The organism is Pseudalkalibacillus sp. SCS-8 (assembly GCF_040126055.1).
GTDB classification, from domain to species: Bacteria; Bacillota; Bacilli; order Bacillales; family Fictibacillaceae; genus Pseudalkalibacillus; species Pseudalkalibacillus nanhaiensis.
The window spans coordinates 1,537,809-1,562,239 of sequence record NZ_CP143541.1 but is presented as its reverse complement, the minus strand read 5'-3'; the positions used below and the strand labels follow the sequence as shown (position 1 = coordinate 1,562,239).

Below are 24,431 nucleotides of genomic sequence, written 5' to 3'. Positions count from 1 at the left end.
ATTACCACCCTTCTCGTTAATCATGAATTCTCGTCGCTTTAATGATGTGAGGCAGCTTTTCGATTTCTACCAGCACTGAATCCTCAAGGTTCTGATCGACTTCAATCGTCATCAGTGCTTCGCTTCCTACGTCTTTCCTTCCGACCTCCATATGACCGATATTGATCTCGAGCTTCGCAAGGAGGTTCGCTACACCGGCAATCGCTCCGTATCGATCATTGTGAACAACAAGAAGCGCGGGATGGTTCCCTGACAATCGGAGTGCAAAACCGTTCAGTTCTGTGATTTCAATCTTTCCTCCTCCGATTGAAATTCCTACCACCTCAATTTCACCTTTTTCATCTCCCATTCGGATACGGGCAGTATTCGGGTGATCGGTTAAGGCATCCTCTTCTGTCATTTTCACCTTGATTTTCTCTTTTTTAGCGATTTTCAAAGATTCACTGATCCGTTCATCGAACGTATCAAAATCTAAAATCCCGCCTACAATCGCTACATCGGTCCCATGACCTTTATAGGTCTTGGCAAAGGAACCGTAAAATGAAATATGTACCCAATCCGGCTTACGGCCGAACAAGGATCGTGCGACTCGTCCAATTCGAGCAGCACCCGCCGTATGTGAACTTGAAGGACCAATCATAATGGGTCCGATGATATCGAATACGCTTTTGAACTTCATTCTGCATTCCTCCAGAATTAGCAGATAGTAATTTGTGTTTAACTTCCCCTAATACAGAATATTCCTACCTGATCGGTCCAATTGAAAGATCATGGTAGGAATATGAATGAGCGTTATTCAACAGAAATGATATAAGAGTAAATCGGTTGTTTACCTGGGTGAATTTCGACCTCAGCATCTGGATGACGTTCTGTAATCCAGTCTTCAAGCGCTTCAGCCTCTTGTTGATTCGCATCCTCACCATAAATGATCGTTACAATTTCATCATCTTCATCGATCATATCTGCCAAGAGGGCTTCAACTGCTTCTTTCTGGGTTTTCTTCGCGGTAACGATTTTGCCGTCAAAAATACCCATGAAATCATCTTTCTTAATTTCCACCCCATCAATAGAAGTGTCGCGTACTGCAAATGTAACTTGCCCTGACTTCACTTCTCCAGCAGCTTCAGACATGTTTTCCTGGTTGTCTTCCAATGAAGCGCTTGGGTTGAACGCCAGTAAGGCTGAAATACCTTGTGGTACGGTTTTCGTCTTAACGACAGCTACATCTTCATCAACAACGGATGAAGCTTGTTCTGCAGCCATAACAATGTTGCCGTTGTTCGGAAGAATGATCACTTTTTCAGCATGAGCTTCTTCAATTGCTTTCACGATGTCTTCCGTACTCGGATTCATCGTTTGTCCACCTGCAATCACGACTGTAGCACCCAGACTTTTGAATAATTCTTCAATACCTGAGCCCATTGAAACGGTAATGATACCGAAAGGCTTTTTCTTTTCAGGTGCTTTAACTTTCTCTTCAGGTTCATGCTTTTCACTCTCTAGAATCGCGGTGTGCTGTTCACGCATATTTTCAATCTTGATGTTGATCAGATCTCCATAAGATTGTGCTAGAGACAGCATATCGCCCGGCTTTTCCGTATGTATATGAACCTTGACAAGTTCTTCATCCGAAACGACGAGCAAAGAGTCTCCGTGCTCATTCAGCTCATTACGGAAGTCATCTTCAGAGAACGGGTTTTGATCCGTTTTGTCTTTTTTGAATTTCACCATGAATTCAGTACAGTATCCATAATGGATGTCTTCTGTTTTCATGTGCATTTGAGCTTTATGATGTTCTGCATTGACCAAATCATCCATTGATGGTCCAGAAATGCTGACCTCAGGTAAGTCCTTTCCTTCAAGAACAGCCAAGAAACCTTCATAAATCGTGACGAGTCCTTGTCCACCAGAATCGACTACGCCTACTTCCTTTAATACAGGTAATAAATCCGGCGTACGATCAAGTGATTCTTTTGCCTCTTTCAACGTTTGCTCCATCAATGAAACAAGGTCATCCGTCTTTTTGGCTGCCTTGGATGCTTTTTTGGCTGAATCCTTGGCAACGGTCAAGATCGTTCCTTCCACCGGTTTCATAACAGCTTTGTATGCCGTTTCCACACCAGCCTCCAATGCTTCTGCAAAGAGCTTGGTATCGACTTCATTCTTTCCAGTGAGCGCCTTAGAAAACCCTCTGAATAGCTGAGAAAGAATAACACCTGAGTTTCCTCTAGCCCCCATCAAGAGACCTTTAGAAAATGATGATGCAACTACACTTGCATCATCTGAATCCAGTCCTTTCACTTCTTTGACACCAGAAGTGATCGTCAAATTCATATTCGTACCGGTATCTCCATCTGGTACCGGAAACACATTAAGGGCATCAACCATTTTCACATTTTTGTTCAGGTTATCCGCCCCATAGATAAACATTTGGGAAAGCTTTTTCCCGCCTAACTTCTTCACTGTCACGAATTCTTCCTCCTCGTTACGGGTTCGTCACCCTCACGCCTTGAACAAAAATATTGACGGAATCAACTGATAATCCGAGCATTTGATCAAGCGTATACTTCACTTTTGTTTGAACATTGTGAGCTACTTCAGAAATCTTCGTTCCATAGCTGACGATGATATACATGTCTATGTGCACTTCATCTTCTTCTTGACGTACGACAATTCCACGACTGAAGTTGTCTCGCCCCAGAAGCTCTGTAATGCCATCTTTGATTTGCTTTTGAGATGCCATTCCGATGATACCATAACAGTCGATTGCTGCTCCACCTGCGATGGTAGCGATGACATCATTTGAGATATCGATTTCTCCATACTTGGTTTTCATTTCTATAGACATGTAGAATCCTCCCTTGGATTTAATGACCTATGACTAGTGTCATTTTACTATAATATCTAACATTTTAAAAGAAAATATCATGAAATGCATATTTATTGTCAAGTAAATAAACTTGATAAACCATGTTGCAATCTCACTTCTCTCATGCTAATATAGGATAGTATTTCATATGGAAATTAACATGCATTATTTCTCTTATTTGCAATAAAGGAGGTTCATTTACCATGGCTAGAAAATGTGTTGTTACTGGTAAGAAGACAAGCTTCGGAAACAAGCGTTCTCACGCGTTGAACACTACAAAACGTAAATGGGGAGCAAACGTACAAAAAGTCCGTATCCTTGTTGACGGTAAACCGAAACGAGTTTATGTATCTGCTCGTGCCTTGAAATCAGGTAAAGTAGAGCGCGTATAATTTTGTAATGTAAAAAATGAACCCAATTCCGGGTTCATTTTTCGTTTTAGGGACAGGAAGCACCGCTTCCTGTCCCTTATTTATTATTTTTGGGAATAATGAGGACGCATGAACTCTTCTTGCGTCCCCCATTTTCCGTTTTTCGCAATTTTGAGGACGCTTGGACCTTCCATGCGTCTTCATTCTTTCATCTCCCAAGATATCAGTAAACTTAACCACCTGGGCTCCTTTATCGATTTAGACAAAACAAAAAAGCACCCGTTTGGTGCTTTTCTGTTACCCTTTCTTAAAGGACCCCAAGATCGCTCTAACGAATCCTCCTAAAAACTTCGGCAGCTTGATGGTATAAAATTTCATGATTCCGCCTCCTCCAACGTTAGTTTCCGCCTGTAAACTTCTCGGAAAAATAACATTCTATTTAAGTATATTCGTCTACTCAAAAATAGTACCCGGAGTTTTGTGAAATTCCCTCAGTCGTTGCTTCTTACCACCATAATTATGCCGCCGCTGAACGAATAAGTACCTTTTTTTGTTACAAGCTCATTTGAGATACACAATGTGGACCCCCATTTCATATCCGCTTCTTCGAGGGAATATTTGAATCCAGAAAGTGTAATACCCGTGACGTGTTCAGAAAATGGGAGGAATGAAACATAAGGAAAATGATCATCCCTCCAGATGGAATAGGATCCTGGCATTTTTAGAAAGATCCGGTTGTTCCGATCGATCACTTCCATATGGACTCCGTTGTCAAAACCTTTCGTCAACAGTTGAATATTCACGATTCCGTGGTCAAGCCTTCCTCCTGTAGCACCGTAGAGGTATACGGATCTGGGTTTCTGCTCAAGGGCCCAATCAATAGCGAGTTCAAGATCGGTTTTATCCTTTTCTTTTTCAAACGTATGCAAATGAATTCCTGCGTGCTCGATCCTTTCAAGCTCCTTCTCCGAAATGGAATCAAAATCTCCGAAACCAGCATCAGGCGTAATACCACGATCAAGAAGATAGATCACCCCTGCATCGACTCCAACGAACCTTACGCTTCCATCATCTAAGAAGTGATCCGGCACTAACGTTTCCGGACCACCTGATACAATCAGCACTTTCATCTCAACGTTCACCATGGATGAGCTTCGGAGCTGCCTGCGTCAATAGTATGAGTAAAACAACAGTCAAGATGAATGTAGGTCCAATGTAAGAAATGTTATACACAAATGAATAAGTGAATATGTCAGAACCTTCTGGTGCAGCATCCTTGAAAAACGCCACTCCAGAGATGACATGACTCGTCAGTCGCAGAAGGCTTCCAATGAACGTACCGATCAGAATGAAAGCAATTCTCTTTGTGAAGGAATCATTCCAATGTGGGCGTGTCAAACCTGCTAAGCCGACGACCATGAACGCGATAGGATAATCAAGCAGAACTTGTAGGAAATAGTAGATATAAGGATTGATCAATAATTGCAGCAAACCAATCATCAAACCTGTCAGTACCCCTGCGAACAAACCTCTTCGATATGCCATGATAAAGATCGGGACCATCTCCAAGGATACAGATCCTCCAAAGGCCCAAGGACCGCTGAATTTGATAAAGCCTAAAATTATACCGAGTGCAGACATGATTGCAACCTCTGCAATCATCAAGTTACGGTTTCTCATGTAAATCCTCCCCTTCATTGCGCGAATACGCTGTACAATAACTTTTTCTCTGGATTTTTTAACCTTATTCGTTAAAAGATATGAGTCTTCACACACAAAAAAGCAACTGCACCGAGGTACAGTTGCTTTCTATCTATGATTCCATCCAAAGACAATGCAAGTCAACTTCCCTCCGCAGGTATCATCCTGTTCAGGTCATCAGGGTCTGAAGCACTTACTTCACTCTCAATCTCTGATTTTGGAGATTCCCCTAGTTGTATCATTCTTATTCATTTGTTGTCCTTCATTATACACCACGGATGGCTTCGATTGCATCCTTCCTGTTCTTCTGTTTGTAAATTGCAGAACCGGCGACAAGAACATTAGCACCATATTCTCTGCACAGCTTTGCCGTTTCAGGATTTACACCGCCATCAACCTCAATATCCATGTCTAAGCCTTTTTCATTACATAGGTCAGCGACGTGCTTTATTTTAGGAAGCACGTTTGAAATAAAGGATTGACCACCGAAACCAGGGTTGACCGTCATAAGTAAAACAAGGTCCAGATCCTCGATGACATGTTCGATCATGTTAACCGGGGTATGTGGATTTAATACAACTCCTGCTTTTACGCCATGCTCTTTGATTAAATGGATCGTCCGATGTAAATGGGGACATGCCTCTGCATGGACGGAAATGATATCAGCCCCTGCTTTCGCAAATTGAGGAATATAGCGGTCCGGATTTTCAATCATCAAATGGACATCTAATGGCAGCTCAGTAACGGGTCTGATGGCTTCTACGATAAGCGGACCGATTGTAATGTTTGGCACAAAATGGCCGTCCATGACATCGACATGGATATAATCAGCGCCGCCCTGTTCTACATCTTTAATTTCCTCACCTAAGCGGGAAAAGTCCGCAGATAGGATGGAAGGTGCTATCTTCGTCATGTCTAATACCTCCGTTGTTTTTTATCTTTCAGTTCTTGAAGGAATTGCTCATAATGATCGTATCTGAATTGTGCAATCTCGCCCGCATCAAGCGCAGCTTTCACGGCACACTTCGGCTCAGAGGTATGCGTGCATCCTCTGAATTTACATTCTGGACGTCGATCACGCATCTCAGGAAAGAAGATGGAAAGATCCTCAGGCTCCATGTCTCCGAATTCAAGTGAACTGAATCCCGGTGTATCCGCGACAAGTCCCTTACCGAATGGAATCAATTCGACGTGCCGTGTCGTATGCTTACCACGACCTAGATGGGATGAAATCTCGTTTGTTTCAAGATTTAGATTCGGGTTCAACGTATTCAATAATGTGGATTTCCCTACGCCAGACTGTCCTGCGATGACCGTCACCTTATCTTCGAATACATCACGGACCTCTTCAAGACCCATTTCATCAATGGATGATGTCATGATGACCTGATAACCGATTTTACGATAAACCGCCAATTCCTGTTGGATTTTTTCGTCATCCTCAAGCAAATCGAATTTACTCACACAAATGACAGGAAGGATCTCGTTGGCTTCGATATGCACTAAGAACCGATCCAAAAGAAGCGTATTGAAGGCAGGTTTACGAGCCGAAAAGATGATTAGGGCTTGGTCTACATTGGCAATAGGTGGTCTGATCAATTCGTTCTTCCGCTCGAAAAGTTCCAAGACGTAACCATCCGTCGGGTTCGTCGATTCAAACTCCACTTCATCTCCAACCAGGGGGGTCAATTTCCGCTTTCGGAAATTCCCCCTCCCTCGGCATTGATAAACTTCCCCTTCACTTTTCACATAATAATAACCGCTCAACGCTTTAATAATCGTTCCTTTTGGCATGCAGTCCATCTACTCTCCATTCATGAATTTTTTCGCTTCTTCATAGGTAAAGGTTTCACTGATGTATTCTGTGTCATCTACAAGAACTTGATACTTTCCTTCGCCGTTATAAGCAATCGTCAATGGAATTTCAAACATCGTCGTTTCGGTAATCGTCTCATCTCTTATTGTTTTCTCTCCATTAACATCCGTAGTGATGATCCGGACCCTTCGTTCCTGTTTCTTGTTCTGATCTTTAGTATCTTTATCTTCTTTTTTATCATCTTTTTTCTGTTCTTCTGGAATTTCCACCTCGACAAGATCTTTCATCGTAATCGGATCAGGTACACCCTTGGACACGGTTACGGTTATTTCATCACCTGAGCGCACAGACTCACCTGCTTTTGGATCTGTCCGGATGATGCTGCCTTCCTCTATGTCTTCGGAGTATTCCCGTTCGCTTGCCTCTTTAATGGTCAATCCATTCTCTTTCGCATAATCCTTCGCTTCATCAAGGGTCTTTCCTGTAAGATCAGCAAGATCAAAAGGTGGCGGCCCACTGCTTACATACAAAATCAAGACTTCTTGACCTGGTATGACCATCTCTCCAGCTTCTGGGAACTGGTCGATGATGACTCCTTCTTCGACTTCTTCATCAATTCTTTTAGTCGTCTCTACGCTTTTGTACAGATCATTGACGTTGGTCCTTCTCACGTCGTCTTCTTCCTGCCCGACATAATCTTCAACTTCGAATTTCTCCGGACCCGTGCTGACGATCAATTTCACCTTGGAATTTTCTTTTACAGCTATACCCGCCGCAGGTGATTGCCGTATGACATTACCTTCCTTCACATCAGCACTAGGCTGTTCTTCTTTTTCCGGTTCAAGACCAGCCTCCTTGATCTTTTCATACGCTTCTATGTAAGGCATATTGATGACATCTGGAACCGGGACATCCTCAGTCTGTAAAATTTCAGGCCATATGGTGAGTGCTGCAACCCCTGCGATGCCAGTCAAAAGAAAAATCGCCAACAGGATGACAAGCCAATTCTTTTTCTTCTTTTTCTTTTCTTTAGGCGGGTCTTCTTTCTCCTCATTTTTCAAAGGAGGGGCAGCTTTCACCTGTTCATGTGAACTGCCGATCGGTGTAAGGACTTTTGTCGCCTCTTCGTCATCCTCGATTTCAAACTTTGGTTCATTCGCCCGATCAAATACCGTTTCTAATTGTTCTTGGAATTCTTGTACACTATCAAATCGTTTAGCCGGATCCTTCGCCAATGCTTTCAAAATGACATTCTCTAAGCTTTGTGGAATATCCGAATTGAATAGTTTGGGATCTGGAAACTGCTCTTGCAGATGCTTTAACGCGACTGAAACCGCGGATTCTCCTGAAAACGGCAGTCTGCCAGTCACCATCTCATAGAGAACGACGCCCATTGAATAGATATCCGACTTGTTGTTGGCGATTCCACCCCTAGCTTGTTCAGGAGAAAAATAATGGACGCTGCCGAGAACCGAGTTCGTATGGGTAATCGTAGCTGACGTGGCTGCAAGTGCAATTCCGAAATCCGTTACTTTGGCATTCCCTTTCCTATCTATTAAAATATTATGTGGCTTAATGTCTCTATGAACAATATGGTGTTCGTGTGCGTGAGCAATGGCCGAGGAAATCTGTTTCATGATTTCGATTGATTCAGTCGGTGAAAGCGGACCTTTCTCCCGGATGATCTGCTTCAGCGTTTTTCCTTCGACGTATTCCATCACAATGAAATAGAGTTGATCTTCCTCCCCAACATCGACGATATTGACGATGTTCGGGTGGTTCAGACTGGTTGCAGACTCCGCTTCCCGCCGAAACCTTCTGATGAAATCATCATCGGTGGAGTATTCAGAGCGCAGAACTTTTACAGCAACGATTCGATCAAGGATCAAATCCTCTGCTTTATACACGACAGCCATTCCACCATCACCAATGATCTCAAGGATTTTATAGCGATCACTGATTCTTCTGCCGATCATGTCAGAGCACCCTCTTCAGTCTCAACATCATTATAGACCAGGATCAATGTAATATTATCTTCTCCTCCTGCTTCATTTGCCATCGTGATCAAACGGGCCACTTTATCCTCAAGAGAAACGTCTTGATTAATGACTTTAACGAATGACTCTGCGGTCACTTTATTTGAAAGACCGTCTGAGCAAAGGAGGATATACTCTCCTTTTTCCCACGTGTATTTGAGGTTATCGATTTCGACCTTAGGGTCAGTCCCGAGTGCTCTTAGAACAACATGCTTCCTTGGATGATATTCTGCTTCTTCACTCGTGATCTGTCCTGATTTTACGAGTTCATTCACTAACGTGTGATCATCTGTAAGCTGCTCGATTGAATTTTGGGTGACTTTATAGCAACGACTATCCCCGACATGACCTATATGTATCTCATCCTCGGTTGCCCGTAGTAAGACAATTGTCGTACCCATTCCATAGCAATCCGGATGATCTTGCGCATATGTGAAAATGTCTTGATTAGCGTCTTCAATCAACGAATGGATTATCCCTTTTGTATCTTCATGATCATTTATGTATGTATCTAGATGTTCCTTTACATAATTCACGGCCATTTGGCTGGCTACATCTCCTGCTTTATGTCCGCCCATACCATCGGCTACTACGGCAAAAACATCCGAGGCAGAGATCGGAATCACTGCCCCGCTGTCTTCGTTCAAGGATCTTACTTTCCCCTGATCTGTCTGAAAGAATGCCTTCAACAAACTTCCTCACCTCATTTTTACTTCGTTTCGTCTTTACGCTCTTTAGCACGAAGCTGTCCACAAGCTGCATCGATATCATGCCCTTGCTCTCTACGGATCGTCACATTTACGCCACGCTCACGTAGGGTACGCTCGAATTCAAAGATTTGATTTCTCGGAGTACGAACGTAATCTCTTTCTGGTACATAGTTTACAGGTATCAAATTGACGTGGCACTTGATATCTTTTATCAAGTCAGCAAGTAATTCTGCATGTTCAACTTGATCGTTGACCCCTCCGAACAATCCGTACTCAAATGTAACCCTGCGGCCTGTTTTGCGAATGTAATAACGGATTGAATCCATCAGGTCATCTAATGGATACATTCTGTTTACAGGCATGAGACGACTTCGGATTTCCGTCGTTGGAGCATGTAGTGAGATCGCAAAATTGATCTGCATCCCTTCATCAGCGAAATCATAAATTTTCGGAACGACGCCGCTAGTCGAGATTGTGATATGACGAGCTCCAATATTCAAACCTTCATCATGATTGATGGTACGAAGGAAGGACATCAGTCCATCATAATTGTCGAACGGCTCACCAATCCCCATGACGACGACTGAACTGACACGTTCATCCGTTTCATCCATTGCTCGTTGTACTTCTAATACTTGAGCAACGATTTCACCGGCTTTCAGGTTTCTTTTCAGTCCCCCCAAGGTAGACGCACAGAATGTACAACCTAATCGGCACCCCACCTGTGTCGTAACACAGACACTATTTCCGTATTCATGTCTCATCAGTACGGTTTCAATCGAGTAGCCGTCCTCAAGTTCGAATAGGAATTTAATCGTACCGTCCTTGGACTCTTGTTTGATAAGGGTCTTCAGAGGTGTAATGACGAATTCATTTTCAAGCTTTTCTCGAAAATCCTTTGAAAGGTTCGTCATTTCCGAGAAAGAAGATTCCCGTTTTTTGTAGAGCCATTCAAAAATTTGTTTTGCACGGAAAGAAGGCTCCCCTTCTTTCTTCAACCAATCCTTCAATTCCTCATACTCCAGTGAGAAGATGGATGTTTTAATATCGGGATTGGTTTGTTTTTCTGTTAACGGTTTTAACATTTTCCATCACCGCCTTTTTCTAAGCCTTTTTACGTAAGCACGCAATGTAAAAACCATCACTTTCAAAATATTGAGGGAGGATTTGCAATTCTCCACCATTGCCTGAAATGTAAGGATGTACGGACTCAGGCATCCGTTCTTTAAACGATTGATCCCAATCAAAACCAGGATGTGATTGTAAAAATCGAGCGATCTGATAGTGATTCTCTTCTTCCTCTATTGTACAGGTACTATAGACCAATAATCCACCAGGTTTTACAAGACGAGCGACAGACTCGAGAAGTTCGAATTGAACCTTCTGTATACGCTTGATATCCTCCTCTGTTTTCGCCCATTTGATATCAGGTTTTCTTCGAATAACACCGAACCCTGTGCAAGGTGCGTCCAGCAAGATTCGATCGAACGTTTCAGCTTGAAATAGATTGGCAGCCTTTCTTGTATCCATTGCAATCGTCTGGACATTATCCAATCCGAGACGTCCGACTTGATCATCAATCAACTTCACTTTATGGTCGTGAAGATCGATCGCAGTCACTTCACCTTGATTCTGCATTCGTTCTGCCAAATGTGTCGTCTTTCCACCAGGAGCTGCACAAGCATCCAGTACACGATCGTCTTTTTGAGGATCAACTGCATAGCCAACAAGCATCGAACTTTCATCCTGGATCGTCAGCACTCCTGCTTGATAGGCATTTGTTTGAGGCAGATTTCCAGACAATACTTTGATTCCATCTGGACAAAGTTCACTTTTTTGAGCTTCAACAGATTCTTCCTTAAGCTTCTTCAAGGATTCGTCAACTGACGTCTTATTCGTGTTCACTCGAGCTGTTACAGAAGGTGGGAGATTATTGACTGTACACATATCGATTGTTTTTAATTCGCCTAATTGTTGAATCCATCGTTTTAACAACCATTCAGGATGACTATGCTCAATCGATAATTGTAACGTTTTTTCCTTGATTGATGCAAGGGGTTGTACACCTTTTCGTTGAATATTCCGTAATACGCCGTTCACAAACCCGGATATTCCTTTGTGACCTTTTTTCTTGGCAATTGAAACGGCTTCATTAAGGATAGCATGATCCGGCACCCTGTCCAGGTAAAGCATCTGGTAGACGGATAATCTGAGAAGGACGACGACCCAATCATCAAGCTTGGATAAAGGCTTCTTAATGAATGGCTTCAGGTAGAAGTCTAACGTGTTCTTTCGTTGGACAGTCCCATAGACAATTTCCGTCAATAACCCCGAATCCTTTGGGGTAAACCCATTTTTTCGGATGGCTGTATTGAGCAAAAGATTACTATATGCTTGGGACCGTTCAATTTTGACAAGTAGGTCTGTGGCAACTTCACGTACATTCCCCACTATTGTTCACCAAGCTTCATATCTGTACTTAAATTTGCTCCCGCCACATATTGGGAAACGTCCATACGTTTCTTTCCGGAAGGCTGTAACTCAGTAATCCGGATCGCGGTTTCGTTTCCTGTAGCAACGGTGATCCCCTGTTTATCAATCTGTAGCAACTGACCTGGATCTCCTTGTTCCGGTGCGTTTACCTTCTCTCCCCACCAGACTTTCAACGGTTTTCCGTTCAGGAAGGTATAAGCGACAGGCCATGGATGTAATCCTCTAATTTGGTTATAGATCGTTTCGCCATCCTTCGTCCAATCGATCTTTTCCATTTCCCTCGAGATATTTGGAGCGTATGTGACCAATTCCTCATCTTGTTTGATTGGTTCAATCTCTCCTTTAATCAGCCTCGGAAGTGTTTCACTAAGCAGCTCTGCACCTGCTTCACTGAGCTTATCATGGAGCGTTCCGACATGGTCCGTTTCTTCTATAGGGACACGAACTTGACTTAGCATATCTCCTGCATCAAGCTTCTCGACCATATACATGATCGTGACTCCAGACTCCTTCTTTCCATCCACAATCGCCTTATGGATCGGCGCTCCTCCTCTGTATTCAGGAAGTAGTGAGGCATGGACGTTGACACAGCCATGCTTCGGGTGATCCAGAAGCTGCTTCGGTAAAATTTGGCCGTAGGCAGCCGTCACGATTAGATCCGGCTCATAAGCCAGAATGTCTTCAAATTCGGTTCGGACCTTTTTCGGTTGGAGGACAGGAATTTCATGTCTGAGCGCTTCCCGTTTAACAGGCGGCGGTGTAATCACTTTTTTCCGTCCAACTGGTTTATCCGGTTGTGTCACCACAGCTGCAACTTCATAACCGTCCTGTATGATTCTTTGAAGGACAGGTACTGAAAAATCGGGTGTACCCATAAATACGATTTTCATTTTCATTCACCTAATTTCATATAGCCTTTTAAAGTATCGTTTGAGGATGCATATCAATACTGATTTGCAGTTGATTCTGCTGCATCCTTTTTTGATAATGGGATACAATTTCATTCAAAGTGGATTTTAAATTTGGTTCATTTTTGTATTTTATCACGCATTGATAGCGATATCTATCTTTCACCCGCGGGATCGGAGAGGCTACAGGTCCAAGTATGACCGCCTGGGAACTCAGCGTCCCCCTTAAACGTTCGGAAATCTTTTCTGTAACATCGACGACCTGCATCAGTTCTTCATGTGAAACGGTGACAAGTGCCAGAAAATAAAAGGGAGGATATTCGTGTAATTTCCTCACTTGCATTTCTTGATTGTAAAAGGTGATGAAGTCATGCTGCTTAGCAAGCTGAACACTATAATGTTCCGGTGTATAGGTTTGGATGACGACTTCTCCTGAAAGGTGGTGACGCCCTGCCCTCCCGCTCACCTGTGTCAAAAGCTGAAACGTCCGTTCAGAAGCTCGGAAATCAGGCAAGTGGAGCATTGCGTCTGCCGCCAATACACCGACTAGTGTGACATTTGGAAAGTCAAGTCCTTTCGCAATCATCTGGGTTCCAAGCAGAATATCCGCTTTCTTCTCGGCAAATCGATTCAAAAGCTTTTCATGCATGCCTTTTCTGCTTGTCGTATCGACATCCATTCTAATCACTGACGCTTCCGGCATTAATCGATTAAGTTCTTCTTCAACCTTTTGCGTGCCCGTTCCGAAAAATCGAATATGCTCTGATTGACATTGCGGACAGAGGGTTGGTTGTTTCTCCTCAAAACCACAATAGTGGCACTTCACTGTATTTGATCGTTTATGAAAAGTAAGTGAAATATCACAATGGGGACACTGAGCGACATACCCGCAATCTCTGCAATTGACAAAGGTGGAATACCCCCTTCTGTTAAGAAGAAGGACACTTTGCTCCCCTTTTTCAATCCTGTCCTTCAGACGGTCGAATAATGCTGCAGAAAACAAAGAGCGATTTCCTGCTCGAAGCTCTTCTCTCATATCGACAATTTCAGAAGTCGGTAACTCCCTTTTGTTCACCCGTTCCTCCAAGGTACATAGGGTATATACGCCTTTTTGGGCACGGGCGTATGTTTCAAGAGTAGGCGTTGCACTTCCTAGTACCACTGGGCAGTTATGATAGATTCCTCTCTGTATCGCGATATCTCTCGCATGATACCTCGGGTTTTCTTCTTGCTTGTAACTGGATTCATGCTCTTCGTCGATAATGATGATTCCGATATCCGTAAATGGCGCGAAAATTGCTGAACGTGCTCCAACAACAACCTTTGCTTCTTTTCTTTGGATCTTACGCCACTCATCGTATTTTTCTCCGACCGATAATCCGCTATGAAGGACGGCGACTTCTGAGCCGAACCTTCCTTTGAACCTGTGAACCATTTGCGGGGTCAATGAAATTTCAGGAACAAGCATGATTGCAGCTTTTCCACGTGAGATGACTTCCTCGATCGATTGCAAATAGATTTCCGTTTTCCCGCTCCCCGTCACACCATGGAGCAGAAAGGTTTCATGCTTTCCATCCTTGATGTCTTGAAGGATCGGGGATATCGCCTTTTTTTGTTCTTCTGTCAAAGTTAAAGGATACGTCCGTTCGAATTGACGGTCTTTATAGGGATCACGATAGATTTCTTCTTCACTCTCTGATAAAAGCCCTTTATCAATCAAGCTTTTAATTGTAGCTCGTGAAGAGCCTGATTTTTCAACCAGATCCTTCGTCAAAATCTTATCGACCTTGTTATTGATGATGTATTCCAAAACAGTGGCTTGTTTAGGTGCCTTCTTCAAGAGATCATCTCGGACTTTTTCCAATGTATGTACCGGTTCGACAGGCTTGACGACCTTTTGCTTTTTCTTATTTCCTTTTGATCGGATCTCATACCGGACTTCGATTTCCCCTTTTCGTATCGCATCCTGCACGATCCTTGCACGATCTTTTCCTAATTCCAATACCTCTGACCAGAGCATGCCATCCGTTGAATGAAGTAGTGCTTGAATATCATCAGGGAATTTTGAAAGCTCCGTCGTTTCGGTCGTTTCCAAACGTTTCGTATAATTCATTTTCATCGCGGCAGGTAACATCGACTGATAGGCAGAATGAAGAAAGCATAGCGTGTTCTCGGCAATCCATTCACCAAGCTCGATCAATTCCTTATTAATGACAGGCGATGGATCGACGATATCTTCAATTGGTTTCAACCGTTTCAATTCAGACGTATCTGTCAATCGAACGACGAACCCCGTCAGCTTTCTAGGACCGAATGGGACGATTACTCGCATGCCTACCGTTATGACATCGACTAATCCATCTGGAATCCGATAATCGAAGATTTTGTCTGTTCCCAAGGCAGGAACATCGACAATCACTCCTGCAATCATCCTTCATCTGATCCTTTCATATAACGTGCGCTTTCTCTCAGTACGATTTCGGCCACCTCTTTCTTCGACAGTAATGAGCTTTCATACTCATGTCCATCTCTTCCGAAGATGTGAACCTGGTTTGTATCCCCTTCAAATCCAGAACCGGTTTGGGCCACATTATTCGCAACGATCATATCAAGATTCTTCTTCTCTAGTTTCCCTTTGGCATAGCGGGTAACGTCATCGGTTTCTGCAGCAAAACCTACAAGGACTTGATGTTCCTTCTGTTTTCCTAATTCAAGTAGGATATCCTTTGTCCGATCCATGTCTATTGAGAGGTTGCCATCCTGTTTTTTCATTTTAGAATCGTACGTCACTTTAGGACGATAATCGGCAACAGCTGCTGATTTGATGACAAGGTCAGCTCTGTTATAACGTTCCATGACCTCTTTGTACATCTCTTCTGCTGATTCTACTTGTATGAAATCGACACCATAAGGAGCGTTCAGATTCGTCGGACCACTTATCAAGGTCACATCCGCTCCTTGTTCATAGGCTTTTTCAGCTAAAGCATATCCCATCTTGCCAGACGAACGATTCGTGAAGAAACGGACGGGATCCACATATTCTCTCGTGGGTCCTGCTGTAATGAGAACATGCTTTCCTTTTAACGGTTTGTAGGACTGTTCTTTAAAGAAGTGATGAATCGATTCCAGAATTTCTTCAGGTTCTGCCAATCTTCCCTTCCCGACATATCCACAAGCTAACAACCCTTCTCCTGGCTCAATAAATCTGCAGCCATATTTCGCTAGTCGCTCCATGTTGGCATATACGGCAGGGTGTTCATACATATGGACATTCATCGCAGGTGCAATCATCACAGGAGCGGTGGTTGCTAACAATGTCGTTGAAATCATGTCATCTGCAATTCCATTCGCTAATTTCCCGATGCTATTGGCAGTGGCTGGCGCGACGACGACCAGATCAGCCCAATCCGCTAAATCAATATGTGCGACACCAGATGGATCCTTTTCATCAAAAGTATCATGATAGACGTGATTCCTTGACAGGGTTTGAAATGTCAATGGTGTGACGAATTCCATCGCAGATCGGGTCATCATCACTTTGACTTCATATCCTGATTGCCTCAATTGACTAGTCAGTCCTGCAGCTTTAAATACAGCGATTCCGCCTGTCACACATAACAGAACCTTTTTCTTTTCCGTCATGGGGAACCTACCTCCCGTCAGTTTTGTAGACATAATATTATTATTGTTGCATCTATAACAACGATGTCCTGTTTACAAGTAATGAAAAAAAGAACAACCTATCAGATAGGTTGTTTATCCTTGTAGTTTGTTGATGTCAAAGGTTAATTTTCCTTCCACGATTTCTTCTAAAGCTTTCCCAACTGGTTTGTTTGACTTTGTATCCTCAGTGCCAGCATAGGCTGTTTGCTGAATGACACGTGCTCGTTTAGCTGACAACGTGACGAGGGTATACTTTGAATCTAATTTCTCCATTAATGAGTCGATTGATGGATAAAGCATCTATTCTACCTCCAGTAATCTCAGATATTGTTTCTTGATACGATCCTTCTTACAGTGTTCAGCTAGAGCAATCGCTTTAATACGATCACACGCGGCTTGGATTTCATCATTTTCGACCACATAGTCATAATGATCCATCATTTCCAATTCTTCTTTTGCAACAGACATACGGTTATTGATCAAATCTTCTGTTTCAGTACCTCGTCCTACAATCCTGTTACGTAATTCATCCAGGCTTGGCGGGACAAGGAAGATAAATACGCCTTCAGGTACAAGCTTTCGAACTTGTAACGCTCCCTGCACTTCAATTTCAAGCAGAACATCTTTCCCTGCTTCCAATGTCTGTTCGACATACTGCAAAGGTGTGCCGTAGTAATTACCGACATACTCTGCATACTCCAGCAATTGGTTCTGTTTAATCATCTCTTCAAACTCTTCTCTGGATTTGAAGAAATAATCCACACCGTCTTGCTCCCCTTCTCGAGGTTTACGAGTGGTAACAGATATTGAAAATTCCAATCCGTTCCATTGTTGTCGTAATGAACGGTTAACAGTCCCTTTTCCAACACCAGAAGGTCCCGATAACACAAACAAAATGCCTCTTTCTTTTTTCATGATATCCTTACACCTCAGTCAATCTCTATTCTTCTGTTAAATCCTCTTTATTCAATAAGCGTTGTGCCACCGTCTCAGGTTGTACAGCCGACAGGATGACATGATCACTGTCTGTAATGATGACAGCACGAGTCCGTCTCCCATATGTCGCATCAATCAATTTATGCTGGGTACGTGAATCTGTAATAATCCTTTTTATCGGTGCAGATTCCGGACTTACAATTGAAATGATACGATTGGCAGACACGATATTACCAAATCCGATATTGATCAACTTTATGTTCATGGTTACCCTCCTGGCTATCTCTATATCTAGCGTATCCAAGTTTCATAGCTTACAACCCTATAAGCTGCATGCTCATTCGATGTTTTGTACCTGTTCTTTTAGTTTTTCGATTTCACTTTTTAATTGCACTACGTATTTACTGATCGAATAATCATTTGCTTTGGATCCAATCGTATTGCTTTCTCGGTTCATTTCCTGCACAAGAAAGTCCATTTTCCGCCCGATCGAACCTGACTCTTCAAGTATATCCCTGAAATGACTCACATGACTATCAAGTCTTGTCAATTCTTCATCGATATTACATTTATCTGCAAAAATTGCGACCTCTGTCAGCACGCGGGTATCATCCAGATCAAGCTTACCGTCTGTAAAATCTTTAATCCTCTTATATAGCCGGTCGCGATATCCGATCTGAACTTCAGGAGCTAAGACACGGATTTCCTCTAGAATATTTTCGACGTCCTGTAACCTTGTAAGGAGGTCTTCTTTAAGATGTTTTCCTTCATCCTCCCGCATTGCAATTAACTTGGAACTGGCCAGCTCGACTGATTCCAGAACTTGATCAGCAAATCGATCTGTTACTTGCTCCCGCTCTGTAATCGTAACGATATTAGGATAGGTCAATAATTGCTGATAACGGAGTTCTTCATCGGCTTGCAGGCGCTCATTCAACTGCCTATGGGCTTCTACATATTGATCCAAAAGCGTCCAATCGACCGATAATTCCCTTTCTATCCCACGTTCACCATCGATACTGATCCAAACATCAACCTTACCTCGAATTATGTACTCCTGAATACAACGTTTAATCTTATCTTCAATTATGGATAATTGTCGTGGTAATCGGATCTGGATTTCAGAGAAACGATGGTTCACTGATCTGATTTCTGTCGTTATGGAATAATGTTCATCCTCAATGACTGCCCTTCCGAAACCCGTCATACTTTTCATCACATTATCACTTCCATTGTACTATTCTATACAATTTTACAACAGTGGACAAGAATATGAAAGAGAATGGTTTCGTATGTCTTACATCCACGAAAAGAAGCTGACCGAAAACGATCAGCTTCCCCATCATTCATTTGTGCCATTTACACTTACGGACGCTTTAGCATCACATGCTTTCTCCTCTTGAAGAGATGAGCCCCTGCGAGCGCAAATGTCGGTATACCTGCCATACCTAAAATCAACATCCATTCTCTTATATTCAAGCTGGTCGTATGGAAAATCGGCTGAAGCGGCGGATAGTAGACAACGACAATTAATAAGGCAATGGATGAAAGGACAGCCAGAACTAAATAAATATTTCCGAAAGGATTTCGATGGAAGACGGATCGTTCACTTCTACAATCAAAAACGTGGATCAATTGTGCCATTACTAAAGTAGAGAATGCGACTGTCTGGGCTCTGACCAGATTTTCAGGATTTTCATAGTAGGCAATCGCAAACGCTATAATGGTCACAATACCGATCAAGAACCCTCTTGAAATGATTTTCCAGCCTAGTCCTCTCGAAAATACACCCTCATTCGTTTTTCTTGGTGAACGTTTCATTACATCCTCTTCTGCACTATCGATTCCTAACGCCATAGCAGGGAGACCATCTGTCACCAGATTCACCCATAATATTTGAATCGGCACTAAAGGGAGCGGCATCGACATCAGCATCGCAAATAGCATGACGAGGATCTCTCCGACATTCGATGCCAGCAAATAACGGATGAACTTCCGGATGTTTTCGTAGATGTTTCTTCCTTCTTCAATCGCCGCTCGTATTGTCGCAAAATTATCATCTGAAAGGACAAGTGAAGACGCCTCCCTTGCGACATCCGTTCCAGTCAACCCCATCGCAATTCCGATGTTCGCCGCTTTAATGGCCGGGGCATCATTCACACCGTCGCCAGTCATCGCGACGATATGCCCTCTGTTTTGTAACGCTTTGACGATCTTCAGCTTATGTTCCGGAGATACACGCGCAAATACATAGACGTCATCGACAACTTGTTCAAGCTCTTCGATTGTGAGTGCTGCTAATGTCTTTCCTTCCATCACTTTGCCGTTTTCAGGAAGCATGTTCAACTCGCGTGCAATGGCTTTAGCTGTGAGGATATGATCTCCTGTGATCATGACGGTTTTGATTCCGGCATTCTGACATTCCCGGATCGCTTCCATCGCTTCCTTCCTTGGCGGATCAATCATCCCCTGAAGCCCGATAAGTGTTAGCTCACTTTCTGCTTCAAAAGCAGAGGAGACTGTTTCTCCATTCCTTAAAGGACGAAATCCGACGGCAATTGTCCTTAATGCTTGTTCTGCCATCTCTTCAATCTTTCTATGCACGTCATTCTTTCTCCGCTCATCCATGAGCGATTGACGATCGTTCCATAGTATATGGGCACATCTGGAAATGACGACATCCGGAGCACCTTTCGTTACGATGTATCTTTGACCATCCGAAGCTTTTACAATAACACTCATCATCTTTCTCTCTGAATCGAATGGAAATTCGTCAATATGTTGGTAGGCTGTTTCAAGTTTTGATGCTTCTATCCCGGCCTTCATTCCTGCAATCATGAGGGCAACCTCGGTCGGATCCCCATGGATTTGGATGTTACCTTTCCCCTTTTTCCCTGCTTGTTCAATACTTGCATTGTTACAGAGGACACCAAACGTAAGCAATTGCTTCAATGCCGGCATACGCTCAAGATCGACCCTTCCGTTTGGCCCAAGAAAGTCCCCTGTCAGCTCAAAGCCAGTACCGGTCACATGCCAGCTCTTCCCACTGCTCCACAAATGAGTGACCGTCATCTTGTTTTCCGTCAATGTACCTGTCTTGTCAGAGCAGATGACTGTCGCACAACCAAGCGTTTCAACAGATGGGAGTTTACGTACAATCGCCCTTCTACGGATCATCTTCTGAACACCCAAAGCCAAAGCGATGGTGACGATAGCCGGTAGTCCTTCTGGTATGGCGGCGACAGCGAGAGACACACCTGCAAGGAACATCGTGTAAAGATCATGACCTTGTAAAACACCGATGACAACAACGAGTGCAGTCAAAAATAAGGCGACCAATATCAAAATCTTACCTAGCTGCTCCAAACGACGCTGTAATGGTGTTTGTAATCCCTCTTCACTTGTCAGCAGATGGGCGATTTTACCCATTTCTGTATCCATTCCGGTAGCTACTACTACCCCTGTACCTCTTCCGTTCGTTACCATCGTGCCCATGAAACATATATTCTCTTGATCTCCTGGAGAATGATCCCCTTTGAGCACTGCTTCAGCGTTCTTCTGAGCAGGGATCGATTCCCCTGTCAAAGCGGATTCTTCAACACTTAATGATTTGGATTCTACTAAACGAATATCTGCACCGATTCGGTCTCCTGCGGTAAAACGGACGATATCCCCGACAACGACTTCTTTTGATGGAATGCTCATCCATGACCCGTTACGGAGAACCTGGACTTTCGGGCTTGCCAATTGTTTGAGCGCATGAAGGGACCTTTCAGCTTTCCGCTCTTGGACAAACCCTAAAATACCATTAACAAATACGATCAACATGATTGCGATCGCATCCATATACTCTCCTAGAATGCCAGAAATCAATGTCGCTGCTAATAAGACAAGCACCATGAAATCTTTGAATTGTGATAAAAAAACGATGATTGGAGACACACGTTCTTCTTGCCGCAATTCATTGGGACCGTTGTCCAATAATCGTTTCTGTGCTTCTTTCTGCGTTAACCCTTGCTGAAGATCCGTCTTGAGCTTCCTTTCTACATCACTTGTAGAAACCGAGTACCATTTCATCCTCCCACCCCGTTTAAAGCATCTTATACAAGCCATCTATATTCAGGATTGTCCCAAAAAATGCTATAATGGAACGGATAATTACGAGCACGATCAGCACCCATGCTTTACCCTTAAAAATGAAATTTTTGAACGAAGTGAAGGCTCTATGGAGGGTCAAGGGAACATCACGCCATGCGTGTAAGTGACCGCGAACCACCATAGTGCTTAAGGGGAAAGCACGCCAATAAGTAATGTATGTTAGACTTGCAAAACCAACTCACAAAAGGGTACAACCTCGAATAAGCACCTTTGCTTTCCCCTTAAAAAATGAAATTTATAGAACGAAGTGAAAGGCTCTATGGAGGGTCAAGGGAACATCACGCCATGCGTGTAAGTGACCGCGAACCACCATAGAGCCTAAGGGGAAAGCACGCCAATAAGTAATGTATGTTAGACTTGCAAAACCAACTTACAAAAGGGTACAACTTCGAATAAGCACCTTTGCTTTCCCCTTAAAAAATGAAATTTTTGAACGAAGTGAAAGGCTCCAGGTAAGGATAAGGTCACGTCACGCTTGCGTGTAAGTGACCGCATTCCTTACTGGAGCCTAAGGGGAAAGCAAAAAAAGATAAACAAATGAATGAAGTAGTTTAATACATTGGAGTGAACACACTATGTCCTTTGACGGAATCATGACCAGAGCCATTACACACGAACTTAACGAAACCCTCACAAAAGGGAAAATCACAAAAATCTACCAACCATTCCCGACAGAACTTATTTTCGTCATACGATCAAAAGGAACGACCCATAAACTCTTACTCTCAGCCAACGCCAGTTATCCGAGAGTTCATATAACCCAACACCAGCATGAAAACCCGAAAGTCCCTCCCATGCTCTGCATGCTGCTGAGGAAACATTTGGAAGGCGGCGTCATTGATGGCATCGAACAACCGGGAATGGAGAGGATGATCCTTTTCAACATTGCTTCCCGAAACGAAATCGGAGATATCACCCATAAACGTCTGATCATCGAAATCATGGGAAGACATAGTAACATTTCGCTTGTTGATGCAGAAACCAATTTGATAGTGGATTGTGTTAAACATATTCCACCTTCCCAAAACCGGCATCGTACGCTGCTTCCGGGTAGCCCATACGTGTTTCCTCCATCCCAAGAGAAAATCAACCCATTGGAAACGGATGAAGAGACGTTTCTTCGGAAGCTGGATTTCAACAGCGGTAAAATCGACCGTCAGATCGTCCAACAGTTCGAAGGGATTGCACCTCTCGTATCCAATGAAATCATTCATCGCTCGGAGCTCGGAAATCGAAAGTCGTTAGCAGGTTCCTTTACAGAATTGATGGAAAAAGTGAAAAACCACGAGTATACACCACAGATGGTGATAACTGACAGAAAGGAATACTTTTCTGTCATTCAATTGAGCCATCTTAAAGGAATGACATCGACATTCGACGATGTCAGTACACTACTGGACCGGTTCTACTTCGGAAAGGCAGAGAGAGACCGAGTTAAGCAGCAGGCATCTGACCTTGAACGATTTTTGAGAAATGAATTGAAAAAGAATGAACAGAAAATCCCTAAGCTCAAATCAACCTTATCCAACTCAGAAAAGGCCGAAACCTACAAGCTTTATGGTGAATTGATCACTGCAAACATCTATCAATTGGAACGTGGAATGAACAAAGCTGAAGTTCCAAACTATTATGATGAAAATGCGTCGATGATTACGATCCCATTAGATACTCAAAAGACCCCGTCTGAAAACGCACAGCACTATTTTAAAAAGTACAACAAGCTGAAGAATTCAATTCAGCATGTCCATAAACAGCTCGAGGAAACCAATCAGGAAATCCGTTACCTGGAGTCCCTGCTTCAACAGTTGGAGTCCGCTTCAGCCAGCGATGTGGAGGAAATTCGTGAGGAATTAGAAGAAGGTAAATACCTTAAGAAAAGAAAGAATGTCCAGAAACGGAAGAAAAATGAGAAACCATCCATTGAACGATATCGTTCTTCTACGGATGTAGACATTTGGGTAGGCAAGAACAATAAACAAAATGATTACTTGACGAACAAATTTGCCAATGCTTATGACATCTGGCTCCATACGAAGGACATACCCGGTTCCCATGTGGTCATCCGTGATCGTGAACCAGATGAAACGACGCTTAAGGAAGCCGCGAACATCGCCGCCTATTTCAGCAAAGCGAAGCAATCGAGCTCCGTTCCGGTCGACTATACCCATATCAAGCATGTCAAAAAGCCAAGTGGTGCAAAGCCTGGTTTCGTCACTTATGATCATCAGAAGACCATCCATGTGACGCCTGATGAGAATCTCGTGTACCGACTTCGTCAACGAAATTAAGATATTACGATTCTCAGGTTTATTTCAGCGTTTAGTAGTGAATTATACTTCTAAGGAATCTTATAACGATTTATACAAAAATTCGTAATCAGAAAGGAAGTATGAATCATGCTACGCACCATTTTAATGATCATTGGAGCAATCGTCGTCATCAGTTTTATTATCAACATGCTCTAATGCCCACTACGTTAAATAAAAAGTGAGCATCAAAAAAGCAGCTCCCTCCTGGGGGGCTGCTTTCATCTTTCTTATTCACTTTTCCTGCTCACATCAGTCGGCTTAAAACCTGGCTTTTCCTCAAGTTCATAAGCTTCAGTAAGTTCCTTTGAAAGCTCGACCTCTTCTTTACTCAACCCACCTACCTGGTGCGGGTCCTGGGAAATCTTCTTTTTATTGTTGTTGCTTTTACGACCGTGATTGTCTCTACCCATGAAAAGAACCTCCTTTCTTGGGTAGAATACGACATTCACGTTCAACTTATT

At 43.1% G+C, this 24,431-nt stretch carries 23 protein-coding genes and 1 riboswitch; of the genes, 2 read left to right on the top strand and 21 right to left on the bottom strand.

Features of this window, described 5'->3' with window-relative positions:
* Positions 1-16: 16 nt before the first annotated feature.
* The 3 genes from sdaAB to V1497_RS08060 form a co-directional block, all read right to left on the bottom strand.
* On the bottom strand, positions 17-679 hold the full coding sequence (gene sdaAB / locus V1497_RS08070; RefSeq protein ID WP_349410459.1) for an L-serine ammonia-lyase, iron-sulfur-dependent subunit beta: 663 nt from the start codon (positions 677-679) through the stop codon (positions 17-19).
* Between the two features lie 113 nt (positions 680-792).
* Complete coding sequence (locus V1497_RS08065) at positions 793-2,469, bottom strand: DAK2 domain-containing protein (RefSeq protein ID WP_349410458.1); 1,677 nt, start codon at positions 2,467-2,469, stop codon at positions 793-795.
* A 16-nt stretch (positions 2,470-2,485) separates the two neighbouring features.
* Positions 2,486-2,848: an Asp23/Gls24 family envelope stress response protein gene (locus tag V1497_RS08060; RefSeq protein ID WP_225065629.1), complete on the bottom strand. Its 363-nt coding sequence runs from the start codon at positions 2,846-2,848 to the stop codon at positions 2,486-2,488.
* A gap of 224 nt (positions 2,849-3,072) precedes the next feature.
* Here V1497_RS08060 and rpmB point away from each other — a divergent pair, with 224 nt between their 5' ends.
* Positions 3,073-3,261, top strand: a complete 189-nt coding sequence (gene rpmB, locus V1497_RS08055; protein ID WP_226551145.1) for a 50S ribosomal protein L28 — start codon at positions 3,073-3,075, stop codon at positions 3,259-3,261.
* A gap of 276 nt (positions 3,262-3,537) precedes the next feature.
* Here the strand turns inward: rpmB and spoVM are convergent, their stop codons facing one another.
* The 17 genes from spoVM to V1497_RS07970 all read right to left on the bottom strand — a co-directional run bounded on the left by spoVM (position 3,538) and on the right by V1497_RS07970 (position 21,580).
* On the bottom strand, positions 3,538-3,618 hold the full coding sequence (spoVM, locus tag V1497_RS08050; RefSeq protein WP_096199318.1) for a stage V sporulation protein SpoVM: 81 nt from the start codon (positions 3,616-3,618) through the stop codon (positions 3,538-3,540).
* 113 nt (positions 3,619-3,731) lie between these two features.
* Positions 3,732-4,370: a thiamine diphosphokinase gene (locus V1497_RS08045; RefSeq protein ID WP_349410457.1), complete on the bottom strand. Its 639-nt coding sequence runs from the start codon at positions 4,368-4,370 to the stop codon at positions 3,732-3,734.
* A 1-nt stretch (position 4,371) separates the two neighbouring features.
* Positions 4,372-4,920, bottom strand: coding sequence for an energy-coupled thiamine transporter ThiT (gene thiT, locus V1497_RS08040; protein ID WP_349410456.1), 549 nt, complete (start codon positions 4,918-4,920; stop codon positions 4,372-4,374).
* A gap of 150 nt (positions 4,921-5,070) precedes the next feature.
* A riboswitch (TPP riboswitch) is annotated at positions 5,071-5,182 on the bottom strand.
* 24 nt (positions 5,183-5,206) lie between these two features.
* Positions 5,207-5,854 (bottom strand): ribulose-phosphate 3-epimerase, encoded by a 648-nt coding sequence (gene rpe / locus V1497_RS08035; RefSeq protein WP_349410455.1) that lies wholly within the window; start codon positions 5,852-5,854, stop codon positions 5,207-5,209.
* Between the two features lie 2 nt (positions 5,855-5,856).
* On the bottom strand, positions 5,857-6,735 hold the full coding sequence (rsgA, locus tag V1497_RS08030) for a ribosome small subunit-dependent GTPase A (protein ID WP_349410771.1): 879 nt from the start codon (positions 6,733-6,735) through the stop codon (positions 5,857-5,859).
* Between the two features lie 9 nt (positions 6,736-6,744).
* Positions 6,745-8,733 (bottom strand): Stk1 family PASTA domain-containing Ser/Thr kinase, encoded by a 1,989-nt coding sequence (gene pknB / locus V1497_RS08025; RefSeq protein ID WP_349410454.1) that lies wholly within the window; start codon positions 8,731-8,733, stop codon positions 6,745-6,747.
* Entirely contained in the window at positions 8,730-9,482 is a 753-nt protein-coding gene (locus V1497_RS08020; RefSeq protein WP_349410453.1) for a Stp1/IreP family PP2C-type Ser/Thr phosphatase, read from the bottom strand. Before V1497_RS08020 ends, pknB begins: the two co-directional genes overlap by 4 nt.
* A gap of 20 nt (positions 9,483-9,502) precedes the next feature.
* The gene (gene rlmN, locus V1497_RS08015) at positions 9,503-10,588 is read right to left on the bottom strand and encodes a 23S rRNA (adenine(2503)-C(2))-methyltransferase RlmN (RefSeq protein WP_349410452.1); all 1,086 of its coding nucleotides are present in this window, start codon (positions 10,586-10,588) and stop codon (positions 9,503-9,505) included.
* Between the two features lie 19 nt (positions 10,589-10,607).
* Positions 10,608-11,957: a 16S rRNA (cytosine(967)-C(5))-methyltransferase RsmB gene (gene rsmB, locus V1497_RS08010; RefSeq protein ID WP_349410770.1), complete on the bottom strand. Its 1,350-nt coding sequence runs from the start codon at positions 11,955-11,957 to the stop codon at positions 10,608-10,610.
* Positions 11,954-12,886, bottom strand: a complete 933-nt coding sequence (gene fmt / locus V1497_RS08005; RefSeq protein ID WP_349410451.1) for a methionyl-tRNA formyltransferase — start codon at positions 12,884-12,886, stop codon at positions 11,954-11,956. The genes rsmB and fmt overlap by 4 nt, the downstream gene beginning before the upstream one ends.
* Positions 12,887-12,914: 28 nt before the next feature.
* Entirely contained in the window at positions 12,915-15,335 is a 2,421-nt protein-coding gene (gene priA / locus V1497_RS08000; protein ID WP_349410450.1) for a primosomal protein N', read from the bottom strand.
* Positions 15,332-16,546, bottom strand: coding sequence for a bifunctional phosphopantothenoylcysteine decarboxylase/phosphopantothenate--cysteine ligase CoaBC (gene coaBC, locus V1497_RS07995; protein ID WP_349410449.1), 1,215 nt, complete (start codon positions 16,544-16,546; stop codon positions 15,332-15,334). Before coaBC ends, priA begins: the two co-directional genes overlap by 4 nt.
* A gap of 114 nt (positions 16,547-16,660) precedes the next feature.
* Positions 16,661-16,867 carry a DNA-directed RNA polymerase subunit omega gene (gene rpoZ / locus V1497_RS07990; protein WP_349410448.1) on the bottom strand — a complete coding sequence of 69 codons (207 nt, stop codon included), beginning with the start codon at positions 16,865-16,867 and terminating at the stop codon, positions 16,661-16,663.
* Positions 16,868-17,482 (bottom strand): guanylate kinase, encoded by a 615-nt coding sequence (gmk, locus tag V1497_RS07985; RefSeq protein WP_349410447.1) that lies wholly within the window; start codon positions 17,480-17,482, stop codon positions 16,868-16,870.
* A 25-nt stretch (positions 17,483-17,507) separates the two neighbouring features.
* Positions 17,508-17,768, bottom strand: coding sequence for an extracellular matrix/biofilm regulator RemA (gene remA / locus V1497_RS07980; RefSeq protein WP_225065642.1), 261 nt, complete (start codon positions 17,766-17,768; stop codon positions 17,508-17,510).
* A gap of 72 nt (positions 17,769-17,840) precedes the next feature.
* Positions 17,841-18,719, bottom strand: a complete 879-nt coding sequence (locus V1497_RS07975) for a YicC/YloC family endoribonuclease (protein ID WP_349410769.1) — start codon at positions 18,717-18,719, stop codon at positions 17,841-17,843.
* Positions 18,720-18,868: 149 nt separating this feature from the next.
* Positions 18,869-21,580 (bottom strand): calcium-translocating P-type ATPase, SERCA-type, encoded by a 2,712-nt coding sequence (locus tag V1497_RS07970; protein WP_349410446.1) that lies wholly within the window; start codon positions 21,578-21,580, stop codon positions 18,869-18,871.
* A 656-nt stretch (positions 21,581-22,236) separates the two neighbouring features.
* Between V1497_RS07970 and V1497_RS07965 the strand changes: the two genes are divergently transcribed.
* A complete protein-coding gene (locus tag V1497_RS07965; protein WP_349410445.1) occupies positions 22,237-23,949 on the top strand; it encodes an NFACT family protein in 1,713 nt (570 codons plus the stop codon).
* A gap of 248 nt (positions 23,950-24,197) precedes the next feature.
* Here the strand turns inward: V1497_RS07965 and V1497_RS07960 are convergent, their stop codons facing one another.
* Positions 24,198-24,380 carry a YfhD family protein gene (locus V1497_RS07960; protein WP_349410444.1) on the bottom strand — a complete coding sequence of 61 codons (183 nt, stop codon included), beginning with the start codon at positions 24,378-24,380 and terminating at the stop codon, positions 24,198-24,200.
* Positions 24,381-24,431: the final 51 nt, after the last annotated feature.

What these genes read in the sequence shown, in the direction of transcription:
- rsgA (WP_349410771.1), bottom strand. Translation starts at nt 6,735, where the DNA reads ATGCCAAAAGGAACGATTATTAAAGCGTTGAGCGGTTATTATTATGTG.
- gmk (WP_349410447.1), bottom strand. Translation starts at nt 17,482, where the DNA reads ATGAAAAAAGAAAGAGGCATTTTGTTTGTGTTATCGGGACCTTCTGGT.
- V1497_RS07965 (WP_349410445.1), top strand. Translation starts at nt 22,237, where the DNA reads ATGTCCTTTGACGGAATCATGACCAGAGCCATTACACACGAACTTAAC.
- rpe (WP_349410455.1), bottom strand. Translation starts at nt 5,854, where the DNA reads ATGACGAAGATAGCACCTTCCATCCTATCTGCGGACTTTTCCCGCTTA.
- sdaAB (WP_349410459.1), bottom strand. Translation starts at nt 679, where the DNA reads ATGAAGTTCAAAAGCGTATTCGATATCATCGGACCCATTATGATTGGT.
- spoVM (WP_096199318.1), bottom strand. Translation starts at nt 3,618, where the DNA reads ATGAAATTTTATACCATCAAGCTGCCGAAGTTTTTAGGAGGATTCGTT.
- pknB (WP_349410454.1), bottom strand. Translation starts at nt 8,733, where the DNA reads ATGATCGGCAGAAGAATCAGTGATCGCTATAAAATCCTTGAGATCATT.
- V1497_RS07960 (WP_349410444.1), bottom strand. Translation starts at nt 24,380, where the DNA reads ATGGGTAGAGACAATCACGGTCGTAAAAGCAACAACAATAAAAAGAAG.
- rpmB (WP_226551145.1), top strand. Translation starts at nt 3,073, where the DNA reads ATGGCTAGAAAATGTGTTGTTACTGGTAAGAAGACAAGCTTCGGAAAC.
- V1497_RS07970 (WP_349410446.1), bottom strand. Translation starts at nt 21,580, where the DNA reads ATGAAATGGTACTCGGTTTCTACAAGTGATGTAGAAAGGAAGCTCAAG.
- V1497_RS08060 (WP_225065629.1), bottom strand. Translation starts at nt 2,848, where the DNA reads ATGTCTATAGAAATGAAAACCAAGTATGGAGAAATCGATATCTCAAAT.
- rlmN (WP_349410452.1), bottom strand. Translation starts at nt 10,588, where the DNA reads ATGTTAAAACCGTTAACAGAAAAACAAACCAATCCCGATATTAAAACA.
- fmt (WP_349410451.1), bottom strand. Translation starts at nt 12,886, where the DNA reads ATGAAAATCGTATTTATGGGTACACCCGATTTTTCAGTACCTGTCCTT.
- thiT (WP_349410456.1), bottom strand. Translation starts at nt 4,920, where the DNA reads ATGAGAAACCGTAACTTGATGATTGCAGAGGTTGCAATCATGTCTGCA.
- priA (WP_349410450.1), bottom strand. Translation starts at nt 15,335, where the DNA reads ATGATTGCAGGAGTGATTGTCGATGTTCCTGCCTTGGGAACAGACAAA.
- remA (WP_225065642.1), bottom strand. Translation starts at nt 17,768, where the DNA reads ATGAACATAAAGTTGATCAATATCGGATTTGGTAATATCGTGTCTGCC.
- coaBC (WP_349410449.1), bottom strand. Translation starts at nt 16,546, where the DNA reads ATGACGGAAAAGAAAAAGGTTCTGTTATGTGTGACAGGCGGAATCGCT.
- V1497_RS07975 (WP_349410769.1), bottom strand. Translation starts at nt 18,719, where the DNA reads ATGAAAAGTATGACGGGTTTCGGAAGGGCAGTCATTGAGGATGAACAT.
- rpoZ (WP_349410448.1), bottom strand. Translation starts at nt 16,867, where the DNA reads ATGCTTTATCCATCAATCGACTCATTAATGGAGAAATTAGATTCAAAG.
- V1497_RS08045 (WP_349410457.1), bottom strand. Translation starts at nt 4,370, where the DNA reads ATGAAAGTGCTGATTGTATCAGGTGGTCCGGAAACGTTAGTGCCGGAT.